The organism is Litchfieldia salsa (assembly GCF_900104555.1).
In the GTDB taxonomy this organism is placed as follows: domain Bacteria; phylum Bacillota; class Bacilli; order Bacillales; family Bacillaceae_L; genus Litchfieldia; species Litchfieldia salsa.
Window position 1 is genome coordinate 92,317 of record NZ_FNJU01000006.1, and the last position, 26,708, is coordinate 119,024.

A 26,708-nucleotide genomic window follows, 5' to 3' on the forward strand; every position below is an offset into this window, starting at 1 on the left:
GCGAAAGACTTAAGGAATCCCACGAAACGGAGTACTAATTCCGCGAAAAATCAAATGAATCCCGCGAATAATGGCTCTACGGATAGAGCAGATCGATAATCCCGCGAAAAGTCGAGTGAATTCCGCATATGGTGTGCTTCATGGAGTGAAAATAATTAGTATAAATACTTTTGGTGAATGAATAAAACAAAAAAAGGCAAAAATAGAAAATATATTTTAATTGGGGGTAATTGTATGGCTGATGAGCTTGATTTAAGTAAATTCTCAGTGCGAACCGATTTAGCGGTTGAAGCACGAGAAATGGTCGTTGAAGAACGGAATAAAAGCTTAGGGGAAAATGAAGAACCTATTTCAGATATACGTGGAGTAATCGTAAAGGACCGAGAAGTTGATGGTATTTTAATCTCTTCTGTTGAGATTACAGAAGAAGGTGCTAATGAAATCGGTAAGAAAAAAGGAAATTATTTGACACTTGAAGTACAAGGTATTCGCCAAAAGAATACGGAATTACAAGAGAAAGTACAAACTGTTTTTGCGAATGAATTTAGTCAATTTTTAAAGAAAATAGGGATTGAAAAAGAGGCGAGTTGTCTCGTGGTGGGGCTTGGAAACTGGAATGTTACCCCAGATGCACTTGGTCCAATCGCAATCGAGAACCTTGTCATCACTAGACACCTATTTAATCTACAACCTGAAAGTGTCCAAGAAGGATTCCGTTCTGTCAGTGCAATTGCTCCAGGAGTAATGGGGATTACCGGAATTGAAACTAGTGACATTATACATGGAGTCATTGAAAAAGCGAAGCCTGATTTTGTTATAGCAATTGATGCGCTTGCTTCAAGATCGATTGATAGAGTTAACTCTACTATTCAAATATCAGATACTGGGATTCACCCTGGGTCTGGAGTTGGAAATAAAAGAAAAGAACTGAGTAAGGATTCATTAGGAATACCAGTTATTGCAATTGGTATACCGACAGTTGTTGATGCAGTTTCAATCACGAGTGACACAATTGATTATATCTTGAAACACTTTGGCCGTGAAATGAAAGAAGGAAATAAGCCATCACGTTCACTTGTTCCTGCAGGTATGTCATTTGGAAAGAAAACCAAGTTAACAGAAGAAGATCTTCCTGGAGAAAACGAGAGAAATACGTTTTTAGGGATTGTAGGTAATCTTCCAGATGATGAAAAAAGAAGACTTATTTATGAAGTTCTTTCACCACTTGGACATAACCTAATGGTGACACCGAAAGAAGTAGATGTGTTTATTGAGGATATGGCAAATGTCATTGCTGGCGGTCTAAATGAAGCTCTGCACAAGGAAATAAACGATGGTAATGCAGGCGCTTATACACACTAAATAATTCAAACCTATTAGTTCTACTCTTTCAAGCTTGTTCATATTGATAGTATAGACAAGCTTTGAAGGAGGAAGAAAATGAAAAGCCGAACTCAAGGAATGATGGTTACTGTTGATGGGACGAGCATTAGTAAGGGAGTAATTCTATTAATTTTCGGAATTATGATGACCTTTATGCTAACTGCAATTATGACTTCTTTAAAACCTGAATACCGTATTTCATCATCTTCTATAAATAATATTGCAACAACTCTAAATGGCGAATCACTAGTTTATTTACTAGGTTACGAAAATCATTATTTTACTCAAAGTTTACCTGAATCTAGTAAAGAGCCTAATTATTCAGCACTCGTTTTTCATGCTGCAACCAATATTAATCCAGATGATCCAAGAAGTTTACTTGGTAGAGAATTACCTGGTTTTTCTATTTTTGATTCTAAATTAGTTGTTGCGGGTCAAGGGACAAACTATTCTAATCTTCCGATAGAGTCTTCTCCACCATTGGAAGTACTACTAGAGGAACGTGAGGCATCAATTGAAAATATAGAAGGAGATTCTGAGGAGGACAATCAGCCTGTTACTCCACCAGAAATGACTACAGGTGATAAAAAAGTCGTCTATATTTATCATACACATTCACGTGAATCTTATTTTCCTCATCTTAAAGCAGATTCATCTAATGCGAATAATGCTTTCCATCCAGAGGTTAACGTAACAATGGTTGGGAAGAAGCTTGGTGAAGAGCTAGAGGCAAAAGGTTTAGGAACCTTAGTGGATACATCAGATGTGACAGATATATTATTGAAGAATAAATGGCAGTATGGTCAATCTTATAATGCATCAAGATCAGTTGTAGCATCGGCAGTAAATAATAACCGTGATTTACGTTATTTAATAGACATACACCGAGATGCAGCAAGAAAAGATGTAACTACAGCAACAATTAATGGAAAAACATATGCGCGTACATGGTTTATTGTAGGTGGTAACAATCCTAATGCTGCCAAGAACTTGAAGGTGGCTGAGGATCTACATCACCTCCTTGAAAAGAAATACCCTGGTCTAAGCAGAGGTGTTAGTGAAAAGTCTGGTGCAGGAACAAATGGGAAATTTAATCAAGATCTCTCAGGCAATGCGATGTTAATAGAATTTGGTGGAGTAGATAATACAATGGACGAATTAAACAGAACTGCCAAAGCTGTTGCAGACGTGTTAGCAGAATATTACTGGGAGGCAGAGAGAGTAAATTCTTCTACTACTGAAAAAGAATAAAAGGGGTCATTAAAATGGCGAAATTCACGATGAAATGCTTTTTTATAGCATCAGTACTATTAATTGGTGTCTTAATTGGAATGCAGCAGGCCAATGAAGGTATGAAGAAGATGAAGGGGTATGAAGACCCTTCTCTTCAAAGTGCCTTTCAGATATCAAGTGAGACGTCTGGTGAAGTAGAAGCTTCAGTATTAGGCAATAAAGTGACTAGTCATGACCTTGATGAAAAACAAAAGCAACTTGAAGAAGTGGAAGCCTTCAACTTCTTCTCAATGATGGGAAGAAAACTAGGTGAAGGTGTTAGTGCAGTATTTGAAGTCATACTGACAGAAGTATCTAAGGGTATTGGGAAGGCGATTGATCAAATTGGATAGATCTCCATTGAGGTCGATTGAAAATGAAAAGGCATAATTGCATACTTGATATTGAACTCGCTGCGAACCACTCAACTCCTGCAGGATATGCAGTACACGGGAGATCCCGCAGGAGCGAAAGTGACGAGGAGGCTCCCGGACTGCCCTGCGGAAAGGGAGTGGTTCGTAGCGAATGAAATTTTAAAACTAAGTTCAGAGTAAACTATTTGGGCAACCTAACAACCTAGGTTGCTTTTTTATTTCTCGTATAATTTTCTGAGTACAATTTAAGATAAGTATAAATACAATTGTAACTTTTCACGATTCTTTGATATAATGAAGGGCAATGTATGTTTTCGGCGAAATTGGTAGGAGTGAAGATGATGAATAATGATGAAAGATTAAAAAGACAATCAAAAATCCGAAATTTTTCGATTATAGCTCATATAGATCATGGTAAATCTACATTAGCGGATCGTATTTTAGAAAAAACAAGTGCTCTAACACAACGTGAAATGAAGGATCAATTACTAGATTCAATGGACCTTGAACGTGAGCGTGGAATAACAATTAAGTTAAACGCTGTTCAGCTTCAGTATAAAGCAAGAGATGGCGAAACGTATATATTTCATTTAATTGATACCCCAGGGCATGTGGATTTTACGTATGAAGTATCACGAAGTCTAGCAGCATGTGAAGGTGCGGTACTAGTAGTAGATGCTGCACAAGGTATCGAAGCGCAAACACTTGCTAATGTTTATTTGGCATTAGACAATAATTTAGAGATTATGCCAGTGATTAATAAAATTGACCTACCGAGCGCGGATCCTGAACGTGTTCGAGGTGAAATTGAGGATGTTATTGGGTTAGATGCATCTGAAGCGGTTCTTGCTTCTGCAAAGGCAGGGATAGGAATTGAAGAGATCCTTGAACAAGTAGTCGAAAAGGTACCAGCTCCACAAGGGAATCCTGATGCGCCTTTGAAGGCATTGATCTTTGATTCGATCTATGATGCTTATCGTGGTGTTGTTGCCTATATTCGTGTCGTTGACGGTACTGTCAAAGTTGGAGACAAAGTTCGAATGATGGCAACAGGTAAAGAATTTGAGGTATCCGAAGTGGGTGTTTTTACACCGAAACCTGCAATGCTAAGTGAATTAACAGTTGGTGATGTTGGATTTTTAACAGCAGCCATTAAAAATGTTGGTGATACTCGTGTTGGTGATACAATCACACTTGCAAAAAATCGAGCAACTGAGGCACTACCAGGATACCGACGTTTAAATCCAATGGTATTCTGTGGACTATATCCAATTGATAATGCCAAATATAATGATTTAAGAGATGCGCTAGAGAAGCTAGAGTTGAATGATGCTGCATTACAGTTTGAGCCTGAAACATCTCAAGCTTTAGGATTCGGTTTCCGATGTGGGTTCCTTGGACTTCTTCATATGGAAATTATCCAAGAGCGTATTGAGAGAGAATTTAAGATAGACTTGATTACAACTGCACCAAGTGTTATCTATCATGTTCATCTTACAGATGGGACAGAAATAAAGGTAGATAACCCATCAAATATGCCTGACCCTCAAAAAATTGATCGTGTAGAGGAACCATATGTGAAAGCAACGATGATGGTTCCGAACGATTATGTCGGTGCTGTAATGGAACTGTGTCAGGGTAAACGAGGAATTTTTATCGACATGCAATATCTTGATGCAAACCGTGTGAGCATTGTCTATGAAATTCCGTTAGCAGAAATCGTTTTTGACTTCTTTGATCAACTAAAATCAAGTACAAAGGGCTATGCTTCCTTTGATTATGAATTAATTGGTTATAAACCATCTAACTTGGTGAAGATGGATATTTTATTGAATGCGGAAAACGTTGATGCACTATCCTTCATCGTTCACCGTGACTCAGCATATGAACGTGGAAAAGTGATTGTAGAGAAATTAAAAGAATTAATTCCAAGACAACATTTTGAAGTGCCGATTCAAGCCGCGATTGGACAGAAGATTGTTGCTCGATCAACGATTAAAGCTATGCGTAAGAACGTATTAGCGAAATGTTATGGTGGCGACATTTCTCGTAAACGTAAATTACTTGATAAGCAAAAAGAAGGTAAAAAGCGTATGAAATCTGTAGGTTCTGTTGAAGTGCCGCAAGAAGCATTCATGGCTGTTCTACGAATGGATGATAAGTAAGAAAAGCGTAAGCGCCTTGTTCAGACCCGACTGGCATAAGTCGAATCACGCAGGAAACCTTGGTTTCTGAAGTGATTTGACTTATGAGGGGCTAGGCGCTGGAGCTAGACACCAGAACTAAGTAAAAAAATATTCACCATGAAAAAGAGGCTGTCCCAAAAAGTACCTGGTTCCATTAACTCTCACATCAGAATGGGAAGTGGTTCATGGCACTTTATTATGGGGACATCCTCTTCTCTATTATATACGTATGGAAGAAGTGATTAACATCGTAAAAGCCGCATATCTTCATATCCCATTTTGTGCTCAAATTTGTCACTATTGTGATTTTAATAAGGTATTCTTGCAAGGTCAACCTGTAGAAGAATACCTTGAAAGTATGGATATAGAAATGAAAAACACAGTGGAAGCTTATCCTTTTTCTCAAATGAATACGATTTTTGTAGGTGGAGGAACTCCCACTGTCCTAACTGAACAACAGCTTGAGTTATTCTTAGCGAGCATTCATAAACATTTAATACCTAAAACTCTCGAGAACCTCGAATTCACTTTTGAAGCAAATCCAGGTGACCTTACTTTACAGAAGTTAAAGCTACTTAAAGAAGGAGGAGTGAATCGCCTAAGTTTCGGTGTCCAAACGTTTAATGATAAATTGTTAGAAAGTATTGGTCGAACACATCGGAGAGAAGATGTATTTAGAACGATAGAATTGGCTCGTGTTGCTGGGTTCACGAATGTAAGCTTAGATTTAATTTATGCACTTCCAAATCAAACGGTAGATGATTTCAAAGAAACACTTGATATCGCTCTTTCACTAGAAGTTGAACACTTTTCCGCGTATTCCTTAATCATAGAACCTAAAACTGTCTTCTATAACAGAATGAGAAAAGGAACCTTGAACTTACCAAGCGAAGAAAATGAAGCAAATATGTACGAACTTTTAATGGATACAATGGAACGAAACAATTATCACCAATATGAAATTAGTAATTTTGCTAAAAATGGGTTTGAGAGTAAGCACAATCTTACTTATTGGAACAACGAGGAATATTATGGAATTGGTGCAGGTGCGCATAGTTATTTACAAGGAAAAAGAATTGCGAACGCTGGTCCAATCAAGCAGTATATGACGAAGATTGCTGAAACTGGTTTCCCACACGTCGACATTAACCCTGTTCCTGAACATGAGAGAATGGAAGAAGAATTATTTTTAGGCTTAAGGAAAACGTCCGGAGTTTCGAAGCTACACTTCAAAAAAAAATTCGGTAAAGACATCATGGATGTGTTTGGTGAACAGATCATTGAACAAAAAAATAAAGGTCTATTGGAAGATACTGAGGAAACCATTCGGCTGACTCATAGAGGGAAATTCCTAGGAAATGAAGTTTTTCAAGCTTTTATCGGTTTAATCTAAATCGTTGACATTATCATTTGAATTTGGTAATTTATTTATAGAATTAGCACTCGAACAATAAGAGTGCTAACAGAGGTGATGTTCATGCTTACAGATCGTCAGCTTTTAGTTCTTCAAGTAATTATTGATGACTTTATAAGAAGTGCTCAACCAGTAGGATCTAGAACATTGTCGAAAAGGGACGAAATAACATTTAGTTCTGCAACGATTCGAAATGAAATGGCAGATCTAGAGGAACTTGGTTTTATAGAAAAAACTCACAGCTCCTCTGGAAGAGTACCTTCAGAAAAAGGTTATCGATATTATGTTGACCATTTATTATCACCATCACGCCTTTCAAAAAAAGATCGATTTGAAATAAGATCTATTTTTGCCGAGCGTATATACGAGTTAGAAAAGGTTGTCCAAAAATCTGCGCAGATTTTATCTGAGTTAACAAACTATACTGCTATTGTCCTAGGACCTGCTATGGCAGTTAATAAAGTGAAAAGACTTCAGATTATTCCAATCAACAATGAAACAGCTGTAGCGATCATTGTAACTGATACTGGTCATGTAGAGAATCGAACCATCAATTTCCCCGGATCTATTGACCCTTCGGATATTGAGAAAATGGTTAATATTCTTAATGAACGCTTGGTTGGTGTTCCGTTAAATGAACTCAACGATAAGATCTATAAAGAAGTGGCTTCTTTACTAAGTGCGCATATTCGAAATTATGATAGCCTACTACAAGCTTTCTCAGGTACATTTAATATTAATGCAATTGACCGAATGTATTTTGGTGGAAAAACGAATATGCTAAGTCAGCCTGAATTTCATGATGTGCAAAAGATTCGTTCACTTCTTACAATGATTGAAGAAAAGCAAGATTTCTATCAGTTATTGAGGAAATCACAGACTGGTATCAATATTAAGATTGGTCGAGAAAATCAATTTTCTGCAATGGAAAACTGTAGTTTAATTACTGCAACATACTCGATAGGTAGTGAACAACTTGGTTCAATTGCGATCCTTGGTCCAACTAGAATGGAGTATGCAAGAGTAATTAGCTTACTTGATTTGGCTACAAATGATTTATCAAAAGTACTAACTAAATTGTATCAAAATGAATAGTGGTGGCAATATTTAGTATAGAGTGATGAGTATGACTCCTAACCTCTATACTAAGTATCATTCATACTAGATACGTCCATACCTTAAGGGAGGTGAAAGAATTGGCTAATGAAGAGCAAATTGTAAAAGAAGAAACCATTAACGAAGAAGTAAATCAGCAAGAAGATGTGATAGTAGAATCTGAACAAGAAGCAAGTATCGAAAAAGATGACTTGACCATTGCCAATGAAAAAATCGCAGATCTTGAGGCTAAATTAGCGGAGTCTGAAAATCGAACGTTTCGGTTACAAGCCGACTTTGAAAATTATAAACGCCGCATCCGTTTAGACCAAGAAGCTGCTACAAAATATAGAGCTCAAAGCCTGGTAACAGACATTCTGCCGGCACTTGATAATTTTGAAAGAGCGTTAAAAATAGAAGCAATTGATGATAGTGCAAAATCATTAATGCAAGGCATGGAAATGGTATACCGCAGCTTAACTGAAGCTCTCGCAAATGAAGGTGTTGAGGCAATTGAGTCTGTTGGCAAACCATTTGATCCACACCTACACCAAGCAGTTATGCAGGTAGAGGAAGCAGATGCAGAGCCGAATGTTGTACTTGAGGAATTCCAAAAAGGCTACAAATTAAAAGACAGAGTAATCAGACCTACAATGGTTAAAGTAAATCAATCGTAGTCTACATAAAGCATGAACTTAATAATTGAGTGATATATAATATTTTTTAGAGTGAATGAGGAGGTAATTTACGATGAGTAAAATCATTGGTATCGATTTAGGAACAACTAACTCTTGTGTGGCAGTTATGGAAGGCGGAGAAGCGAAAGTAATCCCGAATCCAGAAGGAAATCGCACAACTCCATCTGTAGTTGCATTTAAAAATGGTGAGCGTCAAGTTGGTGAAGTAGCAAAGAGACAAGCAATCACTAACCCAAATACAATCATTTCAATCAAGCGTCATATGGGAACAGACTACAAAGTAGAAGCTGAAGGGAAAGATTATACTCCACAAGAGCTTTCTGCAGCAATCCTACAATATCTAAAATCTTATGCTGAAGAATATTTAGGTGAAAAGGTAGAAAAAGCAGTTATCACAGTTCCTGCTTACTTCAACGATGCTGAGCGTCAAGCAACAAAGGATGCTGGTAAAATTGCAGGTTTAGAAGTTGAACGTATTATCAATGAGCCAACTGCTGCGGCATTAGCTTATGGATTAGATAAGACTGAGGAAGACCAAACAATCCTTGTATATGACTTAGGTGGTGGTACGTTTGACGTATCAATCCTTGAACTTGGTGATGGTGTATTCGAAGTTAAATCAACAGCTGGTGACAACCGTCTTGGTGGGGATGATTTTGACCAAGTAATCATTGATTATTTGGTAGAACAGTTCAAGAAAGATAACGGAATTGATCTTTCAAAAGATAAAATGGCGCTACAACGTCTAAAAGATGCAGCTGAGAAAGCGAAAAAAGACTTATCAGGTGTAACTAGTACACAAGTTTCATTACCATTTATCACTGCTGGAGAAGCTGGACCACTCCACTTAGAAGTAACACTTTCTCGTGCTAAATTTGATGAATTATCTTCACACCTTGTTGAAAGAACAATGGGACCTACTCGTCAAGCATTAAAAGATGCTGGTCTTTCTGCAAGTGAACTTGATAAAGTCATTTTAGTTGGTGGATCTACTCGTATTCCTGCAGTAGTGGAAGCAATTAAAAAGGTGACTGGAAAAGACCCACATAAGGGAGTTAACCCAGATGAAGTTGTTGCACTAGGTGCTGCAATCCAAGGTGGAGTATTAACAGGTGATGTTAAAGATGTAGTATTACTTGACGTAACACCACTTTCACTAGGAATTGAGACAATGGGTGGAGTATTCACTCGTCTAATTGACCGTAACACAACAATTCCAACTAGTAAGTCACAGGTATTCTCAACAGCTGCTGACAACCAAACAGCAGTAGATATCCATGTACTTCAAGGTGAGCGCCAAATGGCTGCAGATAATAAGACATTAGGTCGTTTCCAATTATCAGACATTCCACCAGCACCACGTGGAATACCACAAATTGAAGTATCATTTGATATTGATAAGAATGGTATTGTTAATGTACGTGCCAAAGATCTTGGTACAAACAAAGAACAAAACATCACAATCAAATCATCTTCAGGTCTTTCTGATGAAGAAGTTGAAAGAATGGTACGTGAAGCAGAAGAAAATGCTGATGCTGACAAAGCACGTAAAGAAGAGGTTGAACTTCGTAATGAAGCAGACCAATTAGTGTTCCAAACTGAAAAGACGCTTAAAGATCTTGAAGGTAAGGTTGATGAGGCTGAGGTTGCGAAAGCAAACGAAGCGAAAGATGCTCTGAAAGAAGCGATTGAGAAAAATGAGCTTGAAGAAATTCGTACAAAGAAAGATGCTCTTTCTGAAATCGTTCAACAATTATCTGTTAAGCTATATGAAGAAGCTGCAAAAGCAGCTCAAGCAGCACAAGGTGATGCAGGAGCTCAAGGTGGAAAAGCTGGAGACGATGTAGTCGATGCAGAATTTGAAGAAGTTAAAGACGATAAGTAATTAGTAAAAGTAGCAGGCGATCAATTTAAGTGCCTGTAACTAAATAATAGACAAAGAATTATGGTATAAAAGTCAAAGTCAGGCATGTCTTGGCTTTGACTTTTTTTAACGAAAAGCATTTAACTTATACGATTTGTATATACAATAGGTTCGTTTAAAGATTATTCGTATCACTATGGTTTGTTATCAGATAAGAAAGTATATAATTTTGCATTCAGTTTTGGTGTCTAGCTCCAGCGCCTAGCCCCTCGGGGTCATAAGTCGAATCGCTACGGAAAACAAGATTTCCTACGTGATTCGCCTTATGCCTGCCTGAAGCTGAACAAGGCGCTTGCGCTTTTCTTATTGCCTTTTGATTTCAAGAAGTGATAGAATAATCTTTATGTGAAAGGAAGCGGGAGTGGGTATCAATGAGTAAAAGAGATTACTATGAAGTACTCGGGCTTAGTAAAGGGGCGTCAAAGGACGAGGTAAAAAAGGCGTATCGTAAGCTTTCTAAGAAGTATCATCCTGATATTAATAAAGCGGATGATGCAGCCGATAAATTTAAAGAAGTAAAAGAAGCATATGAGACTTTAAGCGACGATAATAAGAAAGCACATTATGATCAATTTGGTCACACTGATCCAAATCAAGGGTTTGGCGGATTCGGCGGCGGACAGGACTTTGGTGGCGGCTTTGGTTTTGAAGATATCTTCAGTTCAATTTTTGGTGGTGGAACTCGAAGAAGAGATCCTAACGCTCCAAGACAAGGTGCAGACCTTCAGTATACGATGACTTTGGATTTTGAAGAAGCTGTTTTCGGAAAAGAAGTAGATATTGAAATTCCTAGAGAAGAGACATGTGAGACTTGTGATGGATCTGGGGCAAAGCCTGGTACTAAGCCATCAACATGTTCACATTGTAATGGAAGTGGTCAGCTAAATGTAGAGCAAAATACTCCATTCGGCCGTATTGTGAACAGAAGAGTGTGTAACTACTGTAGTGGTACAGGTAAGAAAATCGAACATAAATGTTCGACTTGTGGTGGTTCAGGAAAAGTAAATAAACGCAAGAAAATCCATGTCAAAATACCAGCGGGTGTTGATGATGGACAACAATTACGTGTTTCTGCACAAGGTGAACCTGGCGTAAATGGTGGACCTTCAGGAGATTTATATGTTGTTTTCCAAGTGAGAGGGCATGAGTTCTTTGAACGTGATGGTGATGATATCTATTGTGAAATGCCATTAACATTTGCTCAAGCTTCACTCGGTGACGAAGTAGAAGTACCAACTCTTCACGGAAAAGTGAAACTAAAAATTCCTTCTGGCACACAAACAGGAACTAAATTCCGTCTTCGTGGAAAAGGGGTTCCTAATGTAAGAGGATATGGTCAAGGAGATCAACACATCCATGTGAGAGTTATTACCCCTACACAACTAACAGAAAAACAGAAACAGCTTATTCGTGAGTTCTCTGACCTTAGTGGACACGGAACCCCAGATGAACAGCATGATAGCTTTTTTGCGAAGGTAAAAAGAGCCTTTAAAGGCGATTGATAAGAGCATAATCTGAAAAATAAATATCAGTATTGGAGTTGGTAGTATGAAGTGGTCTGAACTTAGCATTCACACGACACAAGAAGCGGTGGAACCGATCTCAAATATTTTACATGAAGCAGGTGCTAGTGGTGTCGTCATCGAAGATCCGTTTGATTTAACAAAAGAACGTGAACAGGTTTTCGGTGAAATCTACCAACTCAATCCTGATGATTATCCAATTGAAGGAGTTATTGTAAAGGCCTATTTACCTGTAAATAGTTTCTTAGGTGAGACGGTTGATGCAATTAAAGAGGCAATAAATAATTTACTTCTATTTGATATTGATTTAGGACACAACGAGATTAATATAAGTGAAGTAAATGAAGAAGAATGGGCAACTGCTTGGAAAAAATACTATAATCCCGTGAAAATTTCCGAGAAATTCACCATTGTTCCAACATGGGAAACATATGAGCCGGTTAGTAGTGACGAACTAATTATCGAGTTAGACCCAGGAATGGCCTTTGGCACTGGAACTCATCCAACAACTGTCATGTGTATTCAAGCACTTGAAAGAACAGTATCTAAGGGTGATAAAGTAATTGATGTAGGGACAGGTTCAGGAATCTTAAGTATTGCTGCAGCGCAATTAGAAGCTGAAACTGTAAAAGCATTTGACCTTGATCCAGTGGCTGTCGATAGTGCTCGTTTAAACGTGAAATTAAATAAAGTACAAGAGCGGGTAACTGTTACTCAAAATAACTTGCTAGATCATGTTGAAGGACCTGTTGATTTAGTTGTAGCTAATATATTAGCAGAAATCATTGTTCGCTTTACTGATCAAGCTGCAAGCATCTTAAAGCCTAATGGGTATTTCATTACATCAGGAATCATCAATACAAAGAAAAATGAAGTGAAAGAACGTTTATCTGCTTCTGGCTTTGAAATTGAAGAAACGTTAGTAATGGAAGATTGGGTTGCATTTATTGCAAAGAAGGTATAATTCTCTTTCTAAAATCAATCTTCAGGTGGTGAATCACTTTTGCAAAGGTATTTTATAAATGAAATAACTGAAGAGCAAAAAGCGATGATTATGGGCGATGATTTTCATCATATCGTTCGAGTTATGCGAATGGAAGTGGGAGATCACTTTATTTGCTGTGACAGTAAAGGTAAGCAGGCGCAATGTGAGATAACTGAAATTACCAATGATATGATTTTAGCTAGTGTTGTAGAATGGATAGAGACACAAACTGAATTGCCAATTACTGTTTCAATAGCAAGTGGGTTGCCTAAAGGGGATAAACTCGAATATGTTATACAAAAAGGGACAGAGCTAGGTGCCAACGAGTTTGTCCCTTTTATTGCTGCCCGCTCCATTGTGAAATGGGATGAGAAAAAGGGAGCAAAAAAGGTAGAGCGTTGGAATAAAATTGCAAAAGAAGCGGCAGAGCAATCACATCGTTCTGTCGTTCCGGTGATCCCTTCGCCAAAAAGGTTTAATGAATTGATTTCTTATAGTGATGGTTTTGATTATAAAGTTATCGCCTATGAAGAGGAAGCAAAACGAGGAGAAAAATCTGCGCTAGCTTCTATTTTTAACAAGCTTACAGTAGGGGATTCACTTTTGGTTGTAATAGGGCCTGAAGGTGGATTGACTGAAAAAGAGGTGTCAGAGCTTCAAGATCACGGTTTCGTTTCTTGTAGTTTTGGGCCGAGAATATTAAGGACAGAAACAGCACCTCTATATGTCCTTTCCGCTGTGTCCTATCATTTTGAATTAGCGAGGTGAAAGTTATGCCTATCGTTGCGTTTCATACATTAGGTTGTAAAGTGAATCATTATGAAACAGAAGCTATCTGGCAGCTTTTTAAAGAGCAAGGTTATGAGCGTTCAGAGTTTGAAAGTACTGCTGACGTTTATGTAATAAATACATGTACTGTAACAAATACAGGAGATAAAAAGAGTCGTCAGGTGATTCGTAGAGCTATTCGTAAAAATCCTGATGCGGTAATTTGTGTGACTGGTTGTTATGCACAAACTTCTCCTGCTGAAATTATGGCAATTCCTGGTGTTGATGTTGTCGTTGGAACTCAGGATCGAGTTAAAATGCTCGATTATATTGAGCAATTTAAAGAAGAGCGTCAGCCTATTAATGCAGTTGGTAATATTATGAAAGCACGACTATATGAAGAACTTGATGTTCCTTCATTTACAGATCGTACCCGTGCATCACTAAAGATACAAGAAGGGTGTAATAATTTCTGTACGTTCTGTATTATTCCATGGGCACGTGGATTAATGCGTTCAAGAGATCCGAAGGAAGTGATTAACCAAGCTCAATCTTTGGTTAATGCTGGATATAAAGAAATCGTTCTAACTGGTATTCATACAGGTGGATATGGTGAAGACATGAAGGACTACAATTTAGCAGCCCTTCTGCGAGATCTTGAGCTGCAAGTGCATGGACTCAAACGAATCCGTATTTCTTCGATTGAGGCTAGTCAAATTACCGATGAAGTTATTGAAGTGTTAAACAACTCTAAGAAGGTAGTTAGACACTTACACATCCCTCTTCAATCAGGCTCGGACACTGTTTTAAAACGCATGCGTCGTAAATATACAATGGAGCACTTTGGAGAGCGTTTGGACCGGTTGAAAGAAGCATTACCAGGGCTAGCGGTAACATCAGACGTTATTGTAGGGTTCCCAGGGGAAACTGACGAAGAGTTCATGGAGACTTATAACTTTATTAAGAAGCATCAATTCTCTGAATTACACGTATTTCCTTATTCCAAGCGTACGGGAACACCTGCTGCACGGATGGAAGATCAAGTTGATGAGGAAGTTAAAAATGAACGAGTGCATCGACTAATTGCATTATCTGATCAATTGGCGAAAGAATATGCATCACAATTTGAATCCGAAGTTCTTGAAGTTATCCCGGAAGAAGAGTACAAACAAGACGGAGTTGCAGTGCCAGGGATGTATATTGGTTACTCTGATAACTATTTAAAGGTTATATTCCCGGCTTCTGAAGAATTAATTGGTAAGATTGTTAAGGTAAAACTAACTAAAGTAGGTTATCCATACAATGAAGGTCAATTTGTTCGTGTGTTAGAAGATCAGGCTGGCATAGTACTTGATGACAATAAAGTGAAATTAAGTTCATAATCTTTACGGAAGGATGGCTGTAAATCAGTCATCCTTTTATAATGGTTGAAAATAATTGTTGCTTTTTGCATACACTATATGTGGAATAGAGATATAAACAGTGTTATGATATAGAGGTACGTACAACTAAAAAAGGAGTTATACATATGAATTCAACTGAAATTGCAAAAACCATTGACCACACGGCATTAAAAGCGGATACAACAAAGGAACAAATTATTGAGTTATGTAAGGAAGCAAAGGAATATCAGTTTGCCTCTGTTTGTGTGAATCCAACATGGGTTGAAACAGCTGCGGATTTATTAAAAGGAACTGAAGTGAAAGTATGTACAGTTATTGGTTTTCCATTGGGTGCAAATACACCAGAAACGAAAGCGTTTGAAACAAAGGATGCGATTGCAAAAGGTGCAACAGAAGTAGATATGGTAATCAATATTGGTGCTTTGAAGGATAAAAATGATGAGCTTGTAGAACGAGATATTCGTGCAGTTGTTGAGGCTGCAAAAGGGCAAGCGTTAACAAAAGTGATTATAGAGACTAGCCTATTATCTGAAGAAGAAAAGGTTAGAGCTTGTGAACTTGCGGTAAAAGCAGGAACTGACTTTGTGAAAACTTCAACTGGTTTTTCAACAGGGGGAGCAACGATTGAAGATATTAAATTAATGCGAAAAACAGTTGGTCCTACAATTGGTGTTAAAGCATCTGGTGGAGTGCGTGATACAAAAGGTGCTGAAGACATGATTGAAGCAGGCGCTACAAGAATTGGTGCAAGTGCGGGTGTGGCAATCCTTAATGGTTTAACTGCATCAACTGATTATTAAAACTATTTTATTGTTCAAAAAGAAACTCCACAAATGTAGTGGAGTTTTTTCTTTATTGTTTAAGCTTTTCTCGTGTGGAGCCTTATAATAAATGTAGCCAATAAGCCAGTAAATGGAAGTGCGATTAGAGAAGTTAACACATTAAAAATCAAACTAACATGTGCTAATTGAATGTCTGGTACAGAGGTCATCATAACAGCGACAGCACCTAAACTTTTAATAAAAGGGTAAAATAATGCTACACCTAAAATATTGATCCAAATGTGAGCATATGCTGCGAGCTTTGCTTCTTGTGTTGAACCAAGGCTTGCAAGAAATGCAGTAATACAAGTTCCTATATTTGCTCCTAATATAATCGCGATTCCTGCATGCAAAGATAGTAGATGCTCATTCATGAATCCCATTATGATTCCTGTTGTTGCACTACTAGATTGTATTATTGCTGTTAAAAGAGTACCCAATCCAATTCCTATTAAACCATGATTGTTAGTGTATTCAAAAAAGGAATGAATGGATGGATACAAAGATAAAGGGTGGGCAAGTTGTTCAAAGCCATTCATGGAGACGAATAAACATCCTAAACCGAATAAAAGAGCACCGAGACTAAAAACTTGTTGGTGTCTAACAAATAAACATAAAAAGCCGATAAAAAGAAATGGTATAATGGCTTCGTAAATATCTATAGTTATCAATTCAGTTGTAAAAGTCGTGCCAATGTTTGTCCCTAGAATAATTCCAATCGATTGCTTGAACGTTAAGTAGCCTGTGGCTATAAGGCCGACAATAATAACCATCACAGCTGAACTGCTTTGAATAATGGCAGTAATGACTGTTCCGGTAATGAGGCCCTTAATTGGGTGATTAGTAAATGTAATAAGCCATACCTTTACTTTATCTTGAGATAAATTATATAGTCCTGTCCTCATTACTGTCATTCCGAAAATAAATATCGCAATATACACTGCGAATAAAGAGATAATCTCTATCATCATATCACCTCGTCCATCTATTCCTAATTTACTCTTAAGACAATTGTATGGACAAGATTAAAAATACATGACTGAATATTTTAGAGCCGGAAAATAATTTTGAAAAAATTTATCGGATTATGAATTGTTTCATATAAATACGGTTGACCAGACTTTCTTGTTATATTATAATTGCAAAGTACATGTTTATTTTTATATCAAAAGTTGGAAAATGATTAAAAATAGGACTTAAAACATGTTTATTAAGACGTTTAGTGGTTGTTTTGGAGGGAGGGAAATAGAATGTCAAAAACGGTCGTTCGTAAAAACGAATCGCTTGAAGACGCTCTTCGCCGCTTCAAACGTACGGTATCAAAGTCTGGTACTATACAAGAAGCAAGAAAGCGCGAATTCTATGAAAAGCCTAGCGTAAAGCGCAAGAAGAAGTCTGAGGCAGCAAGAAAGCGCAAATTCTAATAAGAGGGTGTAGTTTATGAGTCTTCTTGAGCGTTTGAACCATGATATGAAACAAGCGATGAAGAATAAAGAAAAAGACAAACTTTCTGTGATTCGGATGGTTAAAGCATCTATTCAAAATGAACAGATTAAGCTTAGCCAAGATTTATCTGAAGAACAAGAATTAACTGTCCTAACTCGTGAATTAAAGCAACGTAAGGATTCCCTCCAAGAATTTAATAGCGCCGGTCGTCAAGACCTTGTTAATAAAATTCAGTCTGAAATTGAAATTCTAGAAGTGTACATGCCCGTTCAACTGAGTGAAGAAGAACTATTGAAAATTGTTAATGAAACAATCTCAGAAGTGAATGCTTCGTCTAAGGCTGAAATGGGAAAGGTAATGGGAGCCATCATGCCGAAGATTAAAGGAAAAGCAGATGGTACACTTGTTAATAAACTTGTACTTCAGCAACTTTCATAAAAAAACACCTTACTCTGTAGGGTGTTTTTTTATTTAATTCTATTTTAAAGGTTGTTTTTCCACCTAAAACGAAAAAATAAGTGAATAAAAATATTTATTTTTAAATTTTGAAACTAAACTCATTCTATTTCGTATTACTTTACATAAACGGAAAATAATATAATCAAATAGATGTAGAAGGGGGGAAGGAATGATGGCAAACAAAAACAAGTTTAGAAAAAATCAACTAAGAATGGGCAGGCTGTCTTTTTATTTGTTTTTACTGTTTTTAGCATTAATTTTAGCTTTTGTACCTGACAAAGGGCAGACTAACACAAATGGAGAACTTGTATACGTTATTCCTGTTAAAGATGCAGTGGAAAAAGGATTGTTTGCTTTTTTAGATCGATCCATTTCTGAAGCAGAAGAGAATCATGCGAGCTTAATCGTATTAGAAATTCATACTCCTGGTGGTGCTGTTGATGCAGCAACAAATATCGGAAAGCGTATCCGTGATTCAGATACACCGATCATTGCCTTTATTCATACAGATGCTCTATCCGCAGGGGCATACATTGCATTAAATACTGATGAAATCTATATGACTAGAAATGGTCGGATGGGTGCTGCCGCTGTGATAACTGGTGATGGCAATGCTGCTGATGATAAAGCAACCTCAGCATGGCTAGCTGCAATGAGAACAGCAGCTGAACACAATGGTAGAGATGTGAATTACGCATTAGCGATGGCTGATAAGGAAATAAATCTTCCAGATGTTGATGCACCAAAGGGAAAGTTATTAACCTTAACAGCAGAGCAGGCACTTAGGGTTGGCTATGCAGAAGGAATTGCAGATGACCGTACTGAATTATTAACTCAACTAGGTTATCAAGATGCAGCAGTAGAAGTAATGGAAGTTAGTTTTGCCGAAAAGTTGGCAAGATTTATCACACATCCTATTGTGGTTCCAATCTTACTTTCGATTGGTAGCTTAGGACTTGTGTTAGAATTGTACTCACCAGGCTTTGGTATCCCAGGTATTATGGGGGCTTCCTCACTGGTCCTGTTTTTCTTTGGTCACATGGTTGCAGGACTTGCAGGGATGGAGACACTTATTCTATTCATTGTTGGGATAGTTCTAATCTTACTGGAATTTGTCGTACCAGGTGGTGTACTTGGTTTTCTAGGCTTAGGTGCGATTATTACTAGTATGTTTTTAGCTACAGATGATGTAGGGCATATGGCGCTTTCGTTATTAATTTCTTTTAGTATTACAATTGTTGTGTCCATCATTCTATTTAAAGTGTTTGGTAAAAAAATGAGAATCCTAAGAAAAATTGTTTTAAGTGACTCAACAAACACTGAAAGTGGATATATATCAAATGTAAATCGAGTAGAGTTAATTGGTAAGGAAGGTTTTGCTCTAACAACATTAAGACCTTCTGGTACAGCCTTAATTAACAACGAACGAGTTGATGTTGTCACTGAAGGTGGTTATATTGAACAAAATAAAAAGGTTGTTGTAATTAAGACAGAAGGTACACGAATTATTGTAAGAGAAGTAGTTGAATCGTAAAAAGAGTCCTTTATGGATGTTGTCCATAATTGAACTTAAGGAGGAAAAAAATAAATGATCGCACCAGAAGCAATTTTCACATTATTATTAGTAGGTCTATCCATCATTATCATAGCTGTGTTCTTTACATTTGTACCAGTTATGCTTTGGATTTCAGCGCTAGCAGCAGGAGTCAAAGTAAGTATCTTAACATTAATTGGGATGAGATTACGTCGTGTTATTCCGAGTAGAGTAGTAAACCCTCTAATTAAAGCTGTTAAAGCAGGACTCAATGTTAATACGAACCAATTAGAGAGTCATTATTTAGCTGGAGGTAATGTAGACAGAGTTGTTAATGCGTTGATTGCAGCGCATCGTGCAAATATCGAGTTATCTTTTGAAAGAGCAGCAGCAATTGACCTTGCAGGTCGTGATGTTCTGGAAGCAGTTCAAATGAGTGTTAATCCAAAAGTAATTGAAACACCATTTATTGCCGGTGTAGCAATGGATGGAATTGAAGTTAAAGCGAAGGCTCGTATTACAGTACGTGCAAATATTGAACGTTTAGTCGGGGGTGCTGGAGAAGATACAGTTATTGCCCGTGTTGGTGAGGGGATTGTTAGTACAATTGGTTCTCAAATTGACCATAAAAAAGTTTTGGAAAATCCTGATATGATTTCACGTACTGTTCTTGCGAAAGGCTTAGATGCTGGAACTGCTTTTGAAATTCTCTCGATTGATATTGCTGATATTGATATCGGTAAGAACATTGGTGCAGGACTTCAAACAGATCAAGCTGAAGCAGATAAGAAAATTGCTCAAGCTAAAGCTGAAGAACGCCGTGCAATGGCTGTTGCTCAAGAACAAGAAATGATTGCCAGAGTACAGGAAATGAGAGCTAAGGTTGTAGAAGCTGAGGCTGAAGTTCCTTTAGCGATGGCTCAAGCACTTAAATCAGGTAATATTGGTGTAATGGATTATATGAACCTAAAGAACATTGAAGCTGATACAGATATGAGAGGTTCTATAGGGAAAATAACTGACGATACAGATGATAAACAAAAATAACATGTGAAGGTTTCCTTCATGTTAAACCTCAACCTTGAAAGGAGGTTTACTATTTTATGGAAGTTATCGGAGACTTCTTCGACATAATTATAAGTAACCTCTTCTTCGTCGTTCTAATTATCGGAGCCATTTTTAACTTTCTAAAGCGTAAAGCTGGGACAGAAAATGACGAAGGTATACCTAACCAGCACCCAGGAAGTGATGGAGAGAAGAGAACGCCGCTTAAGGACATTTTTCAGCAATTTGAAGATGTATTTAAGGAAGAAGAGAAACAACAGCCACAAGCGAAACCAGTACAACATAGAGCACCTATGGCTGAATCTAATCAGAGTCAAGAATTATTTAATCGTTATGAACAATTAAAGGAATCAAAAGGTAAACCTGATATGAGGGTTGATTATCAACCAAAGGTTCAATTGACTGAAAGGTCAAAGAGAACTGTGTCAACCAATTTGACTGTAACTAAAAAGAAAGCAGTTCAAGGTGTTTTGTGGGCAGAGGTTCTAGGTCCACCAAGAGCAAAACGGTCATTTTATAGCCAAAGACATTCGAATATTAAATAGATCTTTTGGTCTTTGATAAAAACTCCTACAAATGAATAAACTTTGTTCTACGAACCCCCTTTTTCTCATAAATATGAGTTGAAAGGGGGTTCTTTTTTATGGCTAAAAAATGGAGACAACAAATGAGAAATTGGATAATGACCAAGATGGAACTACCCGCTGATGTGATGATGGATCTTCCTAGAATCACAATGATTGGTCAATTACATATTTATATCGAAAACCACAGAGGTCTATTAACTTTTACCGATAAAGAGGTGCGCCTGTTATTAAAACAAGGACAACTTCTGATTAAAGGAGAAGCTTTCGTGATTAAGACGATTCTGCCTGAAGAAATCATGTTAGAAGGTAAGATCAATAGCGTTTTATATATCGATAATTAGCCCGTAGGAGGATTCACATGAAAAACGAATGGATAAACTATTTTTCAGGTAGTGTTCAAGTGAAGGTAACAGGAAAAGGGATGGAACGCTTTTTAAACGAATGTGTTCGTCAGCAGATTGATATTTGGAATGTAAGAAAGTTAGGGACAGAATCAATTACATTCTTTTTACATTTAAAAGATACGAAAAAAATAAGACCGATTATTAGAAAAAGTGAATGTAAGCTTATCTTTTTAAACAGAAAGGGCTTGCCTTTCTTAATTAGAAAATCAATCTTAAATAGTGGATTTTTAATTGGAACCATTTTATTCTTTGCTTTAATCATCATTCTCTCAAACATGGTTTGGGGGATTGAAATTAAAGGGGCCAAGCCTGATACTGAACATTTGGTATTGAAAGAATTGAAAGAAATGGGAATTGAAAAAGGAAAAATGCAGTTTACGTTAGATAAAGTTGAGGATATTCAAAGGACATTAACAGACAATATTGATCAAATTACATGGGTTGGTGTTGAGTTAAAAGGGACGACCTTTCATTTCCAAGTAGTAGAAAAAAACCAACCAGAACCTCCAGAGTATTTTAGTCCTCGTCATATTGTTTCGAAGAAAAAAGCCGTTATTACTGATATATTTGTTGAAGAGGGAAAACCGCTTGTCGCTATTAATGATTTTGTGAATAAGGGGGACTTGCTCGTCTCTGGAGAAATTGGTCAAGACGGGGAAAAGCCAGAATATGTACCGGCAAGAGCCCAAATTTTTGGAGAGACTTGGTACAAGTCAACAGTACAGGTAGAACTTTCAACGAAATTTAATGTGTTTACTGGTAACCATAAAAGTAAACACTATTTAAATATAGGGTCCTTATCATTTCCAATTTGGGGCTTTGGAAAAATCGAGTATAAAGAGTATCGGGAAGAAAACAATCAACATAGTGTCCGATTTTTTAAATGGAAACTACCAATTAGCTATGAACAGGTAACGATTCGTGAAGAAGAAGCGGTTGTAAGAGAATATACAGAAAAAGAAGCTGTTCAAGTAGGGAAGGAGATTGGGAAAAGCCATTTGGAGGACAAGTTAGAAGAAGATGCTACTATTATTGGTGAAAAAGTTTTGCGCCAAACTACTAACAATGGTAAAGTGAAATTGGAAATATATTATAATGTTATCGAAAACATCGTAACAACGATACCATTAGTTCAAGGAGACTAAAGGATGTCAGAAGAGTTAGTAATGATGAAACAACAAATTGATAACCCGAATGAAGCAATTGCTTTATTTGGAAATAATGATGTGCATTTAAAAAGAATCGAAGATGAAATGAAGGTCTCTATCGTCACACGAGGTGAAAACCTTAATGTCTCAGGAGATCAAAAAGATGTTAAAATCGTAGATGACGTACTTAATCACTTGCTTATCGTCATTCGAAAAGGTGTTATCATTAGTGAACGTGATGTTATTTATGCCATTGAAATGGCAAGGGTCGGAAAGCTAGAAACATTTGAAGAATTATATGATGAGGAAATTGCAAAAACGGCAAAAGGGAAGAGTATTCGAGCTAAAACATTAGGTCAAAGACAATATGTATCATCTATAAAGTCTAAAGATTTAGTGTTTGGGATTGGCCCAGCAGGAACAGGTAAAACGTATATAGCCGTAGTTATGGCTGTAACTGCTTTGAAAAATGGTCAAGTCAAAAAAATCATCTTAACAAGACCTGCTGTTGAAGCTGGCGAGAGTCTAGGTTTTCTACCTGGAGACCTTAAAGAGAAAGTAGATCCGTATCTACGTCCTTTATATGACGCTTTACATGATGTTTTAGGAACAGAGCATACAGAACGTCTAATTGAGAGAGGGACCATTGAAATTGCACCTCTTGCTTATATGAGAGGAAGAACTTTAGATGATGCGTTTGTCATTTTAGATGAAGCACAAAATACAACGCCAGCGCAAATGAAGATGTTTCTAACAAGATTAGGATTTGGTTCGAAAATGGTCATTACTGGTGATATCTCTCAAGTTGATTTACCAAAAGGGATTAAATCAGGACTAGCAGCTGCTGCTGAAATTCTCAAGGAAATCAAAGGGATCTCCTTTAATTATTTAGACCAATCAGATGTGGTAAGACATCCGTTAGTTGGCAGCATTATTCAAGCATATGAAAAGGGAATGAATCAGTAAAGAGACCCATCTCCATATGGGTCTTTTTTACCATTTTATATATAATTTTCGAAAGAATGATTCTTATTATAAAATCTTTCACTTAAAAAGGATAACAATCTGCCAAAGATAGCCTATAATGAAAAAGGGAGTCAAGAAAAGTAGATTTGTGTAAAGGATGGTGAAGAAAGTTGTCGTTTAAAAAAACGGTTACGAATTTCATAACTAATGCAAAAGGGTTTAAATTTCTTCCCTTAATTGTATACATTCTTCTTGGAGCAATCATGTTTAGCTCGATGTATAGTAATGTAAAGCCTGAAAAATTAAATCTTGAGCTTTTGGAAATCTCTGAACAAACGATACGCTCACCATATACCATTGAAGATAAAGCAAGTACAGAAAAGAAGCAAAAGGATGCGGAAAATGAAGTTGAAGATGTATATACACTAAACACTGATTATGCCGCTAATCGAGTAGACTTAGTCACCTCTATATTTGAATCAGTTACAGAAGTTAATGAAGAAATAGAAGATGACTATACAAAAAGATTTCAGGCATGGGAGAAAGAGCCTGAAGAGGAACGAGGAGAAGCGCCAAAAAAGGAAACTTTGGAAGGTAAGCTTAAATTACTAAATTCAAAACTACCTAAAGATATAACCTCAGCATTATCAGGATCTGTTTTTACTGCTTTGTTAGAGGTTTCTTCAGACCAGTTATCTCGGGCAAAGGATTCGACTGTAACTGCAGTTAATAACATTATGAATACGCGGATTCCTGCCAGTGATATTGAAAATGCCAAAAGTAAGATTGACCAGGAATTAAAATATGCAAATGTTGATTCGAATGTGAAACAAGCCATTACTGAATTAGCGAAATATGCTGTTATTCAAAATGTCTTTTTTGATACAGAGGCAACAGAAGAGAAGAAACAACAAGCACGAGATGCGGTCGAGTCAATCAGAATTTTACAAGGCCAAATAATTGTTGAAGAGGGCGACCTTATTACTAAAGAAATTTATCGACAATTACAATTGCTAGGCTTTTTAAATAGTGGAAACGCACTGCAACCTTTCATAGGTTTGTTGTTATTAATCTTATTGATTATTTCTGCTGTTATTTATTACTTTCAGGAGGGTATTCCTAAAAGTCGTAATCGTAATACGTATGTACTCATTTTCGGGATTATCTTTTCAGTTACACTTGTATTGATGAAAACAATAAGTTTATTTCAGCAAATTGACTACTCTGAAATTGGTTATATTGTTCCTGTTGCAATGGGGCCTTTGCTTGTTCGACTTTTGATTAATGAAAGAGTCGCAATTGTTTCTAGTATGATATTTGCAGTCTGTGGCAGTATTATTTTTAATGAAGGAATTACAGGGACATTGAACTTTTCTATAGGGCTCTACTATTTATTTTCAAGTTTAGCCGGTGTATTATTCTTGAGTAAATACAATCGAAGAGGGAAAATCCTTCAAGCAGGACTTTTTGTTTCCTTTGTAAATATTATTATTAATGCGTCAATACTATTGTTGAAAAATGGAAGTTATACGCAATTAGAAGTAGGCTCTTATCTCATTATGGCTGTTGTTTCTGGGATTATTGCAGCTGTTTTAACAATTGGTTTATTGCCTTTCTTCGAAGCTGGTTTTGGGATATTATCGACAATGAGATTAATTGAATTATCAAATCCAAACCATCCGCTACTTAGAAAAATATTAACTGAAACACCAGGTACTTATCATCACAGTGTAATGGTTGCAAATCTTTCTGATTCTGCCTGTGAAGCAATTGGTGCGAATGGATTATTAGCAAGAGTCGCATCCTATTATCATGATATTGGTAAAACAAAACGCCCACAATTCTTTATAGAAAATCAACTTAACATTGACAATCCGCATGATAAGATTGCACCACAGTTAAGTAAGAATATCATTATTTCTCATGCGACTGATGGTGCAGAATATTTACGAAAACATAAGATGCCAAAAGAGTTTATCGATATCGCTGAACAGCATCACGGAACTACTTTACTCAAGTTTTTCTACTTTAAGGCTAAAGAAAATAGTGAACACGAAATCGCTGAATCTGAATATAGATATCCTGGGCCAAAAGCGCAAACAAAGGAATCAGCCATTATCGGAATTGCAGATAGTGTGGAGGCTGCTGTTAGATCATTACCTAATCCTACACCTGCAAAAATCAAATCTTTAGTAACTAGTATTATTTCGGATCGACTTCAGGATGGACAGTTTAATGAATGTGATATCACCTTAAAGGAGTTGGATATCGTAGCGAAATCTCTGTGTGAGACTTTACATGGTTTTTTCCATTCTAGAATTGAATATCCTGATTCGACAGGACAGAAGGTGAAAGAAGCATGAAGTTAGAAATTGACTTTATTGATGAAATAGGGAATATGAAAGAAGAGCATTATAAACTATTGGAAGAATTATTAGCAACTGCTGCTGATTATGAAAGTGTTAATGAAGGGTCTGAATTATCTATTACATTTGTTGATAATGAACGAATAAGAGAAATTAACCGGGAGTATCGCGGGAAAGATCAGCCGACAGATGTGATTTCTTTTGCAATGGAAGAAATGGGCGAGGGGGAAATTGAGATACAAGGAGCGGACTTACCAAGAATGCTCGGAGATCTTATTATTTCTGTTCCAAAAACAATTGAACAGGCTGAAGAATATGGACACTCATTTTCTAGGGAATTAGGCTTTTTAACTGTACATGGGTTTTTACACTTACTTGGATATGATCATGAAACGACTGAGGATGAAACAATAATGTTCTCAAAACAAAAGGAAATTCTTGATGCTTATGGACTCACAAGATAAAAACAAAAATGAATGGTCTAGACTAATTAACAGTTTTGGGTTTGCGTTGAATGGATTAAAAAATGCGATTATGAAAGAGAGAAATCTACAAATTCATATTAGTGTTGCAGTGTTGGTTGTTATTCTAGGGGCCTTCTTCCAACTCTCTTATTCTGATTGGGCTCTCCTAGTCATCGTGATAGGTGGAATGTTTACTCTTGAATTAGTAAATACATCCATAGAGCGATTAGTGGATTTGGTGACAATGGAGTTTCATCCATTGGCAAAGCTTGCAAAAGATATTTCAGCAGCTGCCGTTTTTGTTTTTTCACTGACTGCAGTTGTTGTAGGATTTCTTATTTTCTATCCATACATGTTAGAATGGTTTATGGGTAACTTTTAATGACATCACTTTTTTGTGATGATACATACCAATTGATAGAA

Annotated in this window: 25 protein-coding genes; 24 read left to right on the forward strand and 1 reads right to left on the reverse strand. The window is 36.9% G+C overall.

Annotated elements, in window-relative coordinates:
* The first annotated feature begins 234 nt into the window (after positions 1 to 234).
* The 13 genes from gpr to deoC all read left to right on the forward strand — a co-directional run bounded on the left by gpr (position 235) and on the right by deoC (position 15,825).
* Positions 235 to 1,362: a GPR endopeptidase gene (gene gpr / locus BLQ56_RS13230; protein WP_090855018.1), complete on the forward strand. Its 1,128-nt coding sequence runs from the start codon at positions 235 to 237 to the stop codon at positions 1,360 to 1,362.
* 78 nt (positions 1,363 to 1,440) lie between these two features.
* Positions 1,441 to 2,634: a stage II sporulation protein P gene (gene spoIIP / locus BLQ56_RS13235; protein WP_090855020.1), complete on the forward strand. Its 1,194-nt coding sequence runs from the start codon at positions 1,441 to 1,443 to the stop codon at positions 2,632 to 2,634.
* Positions 2,635 to 2,648: 14 nt separating this feature from the next.
* Positions 2,649 to 3,008: a YqxA family protein gene (locus BLQ56_RS13240; RefSeq protein ID WP_090855023.1), complete on the forward strand. Its 360-nt coding sequence runs from the start codon at positions 2,649 to 2,651 to the stop codon at positions 3,006 to 3,008.
* A gap of 362 nt (positions 3,009 to 3,370) precedes the next feature.
* On the forward strand, positions 3,371 to 5,194 hold the full coding sequence (gene lepA, locus BLQ56_RS13245) for a translation elongation factor 4 (RefSeq protein ID WP_090855026.1): 1,824 nt from the start codon (positions 3,371 to 3,373) through the stop codon (positions 5,192 to 5,194).
* Between the two features lie 268 nt (positions 5,195 to 5,462).
* On the forward strand, positions 5,463 to 6,608 hold the full coding sequence (gene hemW, locus BLQ56_RS13250) for a radical SAM family heme chaperone HemW (protein ID WP_090855455.1): 1,146 nt from the start codon (positions 5,463 to 5,465) through the stop codon (positions 6,606 to 6,608).
* A gap of 84 nt (positions 6,609 to 6,692) precedes the next feature.
* A complete protein-coding gene (gene hrcA / locus BLQ56_RS13255) occupies positions 6,693 to 7,724 on the forward strand; it encodes a heat-inducible transcriptional repressor HrcA (RefSeq protein ID WP_090855029.1) in 1,032 nt (343 codons plus the stop codon).
* Between the two features lie 101 nt (positions 7,725 to 7,825).
* On the forward strand, positions 7,826 to 8,401 hold the full coding sequence (gene grpE / locus BLQ56_RS13260; RefSeq protein ID WP_090855032.1) for a nucleotide exchange factor GrpE: 576 nt from the start codon (positions 7,826 to 7,828) through the stop codon (positions 8,399 to 8,401).
* A 73-nt stretch (positions 8,402 to 8,474) separates the two neighbouring features.
* A complete protein-coding gene (gene dnaK / locus BLQ56_RS13265) occupies positions 8,475 to 10,307 on the forward strand; it encodes a molecular chaperone DnaK (protein WP_090855035.1) in 1,833 nt (610 codons plus the stop codon).
* A gap of 410 nt (positions 10,308 to 10,717) precedes the next feature.
* Positions 10,718 to 11,848, forward strand: a complete 1,131-nt coding sequence (gene dnaJ, locus BLQ56_RS13270; protein WP_090855038.1) for a molecular chaperone DnaJ — start codon at positions 10,718 to 10,720, stop codon at positions 11,846 to 11,848.
* A 46-nt stretch (positions 11,849 to 11,894) separates the two neighbouring features.
* Positions 11,895 to 12,833: a 50S ribosomal protein L11 methyltransferase gene (gene prmA, locus BLQ56_RS13275; RefSeq protein WP_090855041.1), complete on the forward strand. Its 939-nt coding sequence runs from the start codon at positions 11,895 to 11,897 to the stop codon at positions 12,831 to 12,833.
* 39 nt (positions 12,834 to 12,872) lie between these two features.
* A complete protein-coding gene (locus BLQ56_RS13280) occupies positions 12,873 to 13,622 on the forward strand; it encodes a 16S rRNA (uracil(1498)-N(3))-methyltransferase (protein WP_090855043.1) in 750 nt (249 codons plus the stop codon).
* Between the two features lie 5 nt (positions 13,623 to 13,627).
* Positions 13,628 to 15,004, forward strand: coding sequence for a tRNA (N(6)-L-threonylcarbamoyladenosine(37)-C(2))-methylthiotransferase MtaB (gene mtaB, locus BLQ56_RS13285; protein WP_090855046.1), 1,377 nt, complete (start codon positions 13,628 to 13,630; stop codon positions 15,002 to 15,004).
* A 146-nt stretch (positions 15,005 to 15,150) separates the two neighbouring features.
* Entirely contained in the window at positions 15,151 to 15,825 is a 675-nt protein-coding gene (deoC, locus tag BLQ56_RS13290) for a deoxyribose-phosphate aldolase (protein WP_090855049.1), read from the forward strand.
* A gap of 59 nt (positions 15,826 to 15,884) precedes the next feature.
* Here the strand turns inward: deoC and BLQ56_RS13295 are convergent, their stop codons facing one another.
* On the reverse strand, positions 15,885 to 16,814 hold the full coding sequence (locus tag BLQ56_RS13295) for a Na/Pi symporter (protein WP_090855051.1): 930 nt from the start codon (positions 16,812 to 16,814) through the stop codon (positions 15,885 to 15,887).
* A 282-nt stretch (positions 16,815 to 17,096) separates the two neighbouring features.
* On the opposite strand from BLQ56_RS13295, the gene rpsU reads away from it, so the two are divergent.
* The 11 genes from rpsU to BLQ56_RS13350 all read left to right on the forward strand — a co-directional run bounded on the left by rpsU (position 17,097) and on the right by BLQ56_RS13350 (position 26,667).
* Positions 17,097 to 17,270 (forward strand): 30S ribosomal protein S21, encoded by a 174-nt coding sequence (gene rpsU, locus BLQ56_RS13300; RefSeq protein WP_015595024.1) that lies wholly within the window; start codon positions 17,097 to 17,099, stop codon positions 17,268 to 17,270.
* Between the two features lie 16 nt (positions 17,271 to 17,286).
* Positions 17,287 to 17,730, forward strand: coding sequence for a GatB/YqeY domain-containing protein (locus BLQ56_RS13305; protein ID WP_090855054.1), 444 nt, complete (start codon positions 17,287 to 17,289; stop codon positions 17,728 to 17,730).
* Positions 17,731 to 17,923: 193 nt separating this feature from the next.
* Complete coding sequence (locus tag BLQ56_RS13310) at positions 17,924 to 19,285, forward strand: NfeD family protein (protein WP_090855056.1); 1,362 nt, start codon at positions 17,924 to 17,926, stop codon at positions 19,283 to 19,285.
* Between the two features lie 54 nt (positions 19,286 to 19,339).
* Positions 19,340 to 20,332: a flotillin-like protein FloA gene (gene floA, locus BLQ56_RS13315; RefSeq protein WP_090855058.1), complete on the forward strand. Its 993-nt coding sequence runs from the start codon at positions 19,340 to 19,342 to the stop codon at positions 20,330 to 20,332.
* Positions 20,333 to 20,388: 56 nt separating this feature from the next.
* Positions 20,389 to 20,895 (forward strand): hypothetical protein, encoded by a 507-nt coding sequence (locus tag BLQ56_RS13320; protein ID WP_090855060.1) that lies wholly within the window; start codon positions 20,389 to 20,391, stop codon positions 20,893 to 20,895.
* A gap of 98 nt (positions 20,896 to 20,993) precedes the next feature.
* Positions 20,994 to 21,278, forward strand: a complete 285-nt coding sequence (gene yqfC, locus BLQ56_RS13325; protein ID WP_090855063.1) for a sporulation protein YqfC — start codon at positions 20,994 to 20,996, stop codon at positions 21,276 to 21,278.
* A 17-nt stretch (positions 21,279 to 21,295) separates the two neighbouring features.
* Positions 21,296 to 22,486 carry a sporulation protein YqfD gene (gene yqfD, locus BLQ56_RS13330; RefSeq protein WP_090855065.1) on the forward strand — a complete coding sequence of 397 codons (1,191 nt, stop codon included), beginning with the start codon at positions 21,296 to 21,298 and terminating at the stop codon, positions 22,484 to 22,486.
* Positions 22,487 to 22,489: 3 nt separating this feature from the next.
* Complete coding sequence (locus BLQ56_RS13335; protein ID WP_090855068.1) at positions 22,490 to 23,455, forward strand: PhoH family protein; 966 nt, start codon at positions 22,490 to 22,492, stop codon at positions 23,453 to 23,455.
* Between the two features lie 170 nt (positions 23,456 to 23,625).
* Positions 23,626 to 25,818, forward strand: coding sequence for an HD family phosphohydrolase (locus BLQ56_RS13340; protein ID WP_386756449.1), 2,193 nt, complete (start codon positions 23,626 to 23,628; stop codon positions 25,816 to 25,818).
* Complete coding sequence (ybeY, locus tag BLQ56_RS13345; protein WP_090855071.1) at positions 25,815 to 26,285, forward strand: rRNA maturation RNase YbeY; 471 nt, start codon at positions 25,815 to 25,817, stop codon at positions 26,283 to 26,285. Before BLQ56_RS13340 ends, ybeY begins: the two co-directional genes overlap by 4 nt.
* Positions 26,263 to 26,667 (forward strand): diacylglycerol kinase family protein, encoded by a 405-nt coding sequence (locus BLQ56_RS13350; protein WP_090855074.1) that lies wholly within the window; start codon positions 26,263 to 26,265, stop codon positions 26,665 to 26,667. Before ybeY ends, BLQ56_RS13350 begins: the two co-directional genes overlap by 23 nt.
* The last annotated feature ends 41 nt before the right edge of the window (positions 26,668 to 26,708 follow it).

Bases quoted from the DNA above. Each gene is read 5' to 3' on its own strand.
- gpr (WP_090855018.1), top strand. From the start codon at position 235: ATGGCTGATGAGCTTGATTTAAGTAAATTCTCAGTGCGAACCGATTTA.
- spoIIP (WP_090855020.1), top strand. From the start codon at position 1,441: ATGAAAAGCCGAACTCAAGGAATGATGGTTACTGTTGATGGGACGAGC.
- BLQ56_RS13240 (WP_090855023.1), top strand. From the start codon at position 2,649: ATGGCGAAATTCACGATGAAATGCTTTTTTATAGCATCAGTACTATTA.
- lepA (WP_090855026.1), top strand. From the start codon at position 3,371: ATGAATAATGATGAAAGATTAAAAAGACAATCAAAAATCCGAAATTTT.
- hrcA (WP_090855029.1), top strand. From the start codon at position 6,693: ATGCTTACAGATCGTCAGCTTTTAGTTCTTCAAGTAATTATTGATGAC.
- dnaK (WP_090855035.1), top strand. From the start codon at position 8,475: ATGAGTAAAATCATTGGTATCGATTTAGGAACAACTAACTCTTGTGTG.
- dnaJ (WP_090855038.1), top strand. From the start codon at position 10,718: ATGAGTAAAAGAGATTACTATGAAGTACTCGGGCTTAGTAAAGGGGCG.
- prmA (WP_090855041.1), top strand. From the start codon at position 11,895: ATGAAGTGGTCTGAACTTAGCATTCACACGACACAAGAAGCGGTGGAA.
- mtaB (WP_090855046.1), top strand. From the start codon at position 13,628: ATGCCTATCGTTGCGTTTCATACATTAGGTTGTAAAGTGAATCATTAT.
- deoC (WP_090855049.1), top strand. From the start codon at position 15,151: ATGAATTCAACTGAAATTGCAAAAACCATTGACCACACGGCATTAAAA.
- BLQ56_RS13295 (WP_090855051.1), bottom strand. From the start codon at position 16,814: ATGATAGAGATTATCTCTTTATTCGCAGTGTATATTGCGATATTTATT.
- rpsU (WP_015595024.1), top strand. From the start codon at position 17,097: ATGTCAAAAACGGTCGTTCGTAAAAACGAATCGCTTGAAGACGCTCTT.
- BLQ56_RS13305 (WP_090855054.1), top strand. From the start codon at position 17,287: ATGAGTCTTCTTGAGCGTTTGAACCATGATATGAAACAAGCGATGAAG.
- BLQ56_RS13310 (WP_090855056.1), top strand. From the start codon at position 17,924: ATGGCAAACAAAAACAAGTTTAGAAAAAATCAACTAAGAATGGGCAGG.
- floA (WP_090855058.1), top strand. From the start codon at position 19,340: ATGATCGCACCAGAAGCAATTTTCACATTATTATTAGTAGGTCTATCC.
- BLQ56_RS13320 (WP_090855060.1), top strand. From the start codon at position 20,389: ATGGAAGTTATCGGAGACTTCTTCGACATAATTATAAGTAACCTCTTC.
- yqfC (WP_090855063.1), top strand. From the start codon at position 20,994: ATGGCTAAAAAATGGAGACAACAAATGAGAAATTGGATAATGACCAAG.
- yqfD (WP_090855065.1), top strand. From the start codon at position 21,296: ATGAAAAACGAATGGATAAACTATTTTTCAGGTAGTGTTCAAGTGAAG.
- BLQ56_RS13335 (WP_090855068.1), top strand. From the start codon at position 22,490: ATGTCAGAAGAGTTAGTAATGATGAAACAACAAATTGATAACCCGAAT.
- ybeY (WP_090855071.1), top strand. From the start codon at position 25,815: ATGAAGTTAGAAATTGACTTTATTGATGAAATAGGGAATATGAAAGAA.
- BLQ56_RS13350 (WP_090855074.1), top strand. From the start codon at position 26,263: ATGCTTATGGACTCACAAGATAAAAACAAAAATGAATGGTCTAGACTA.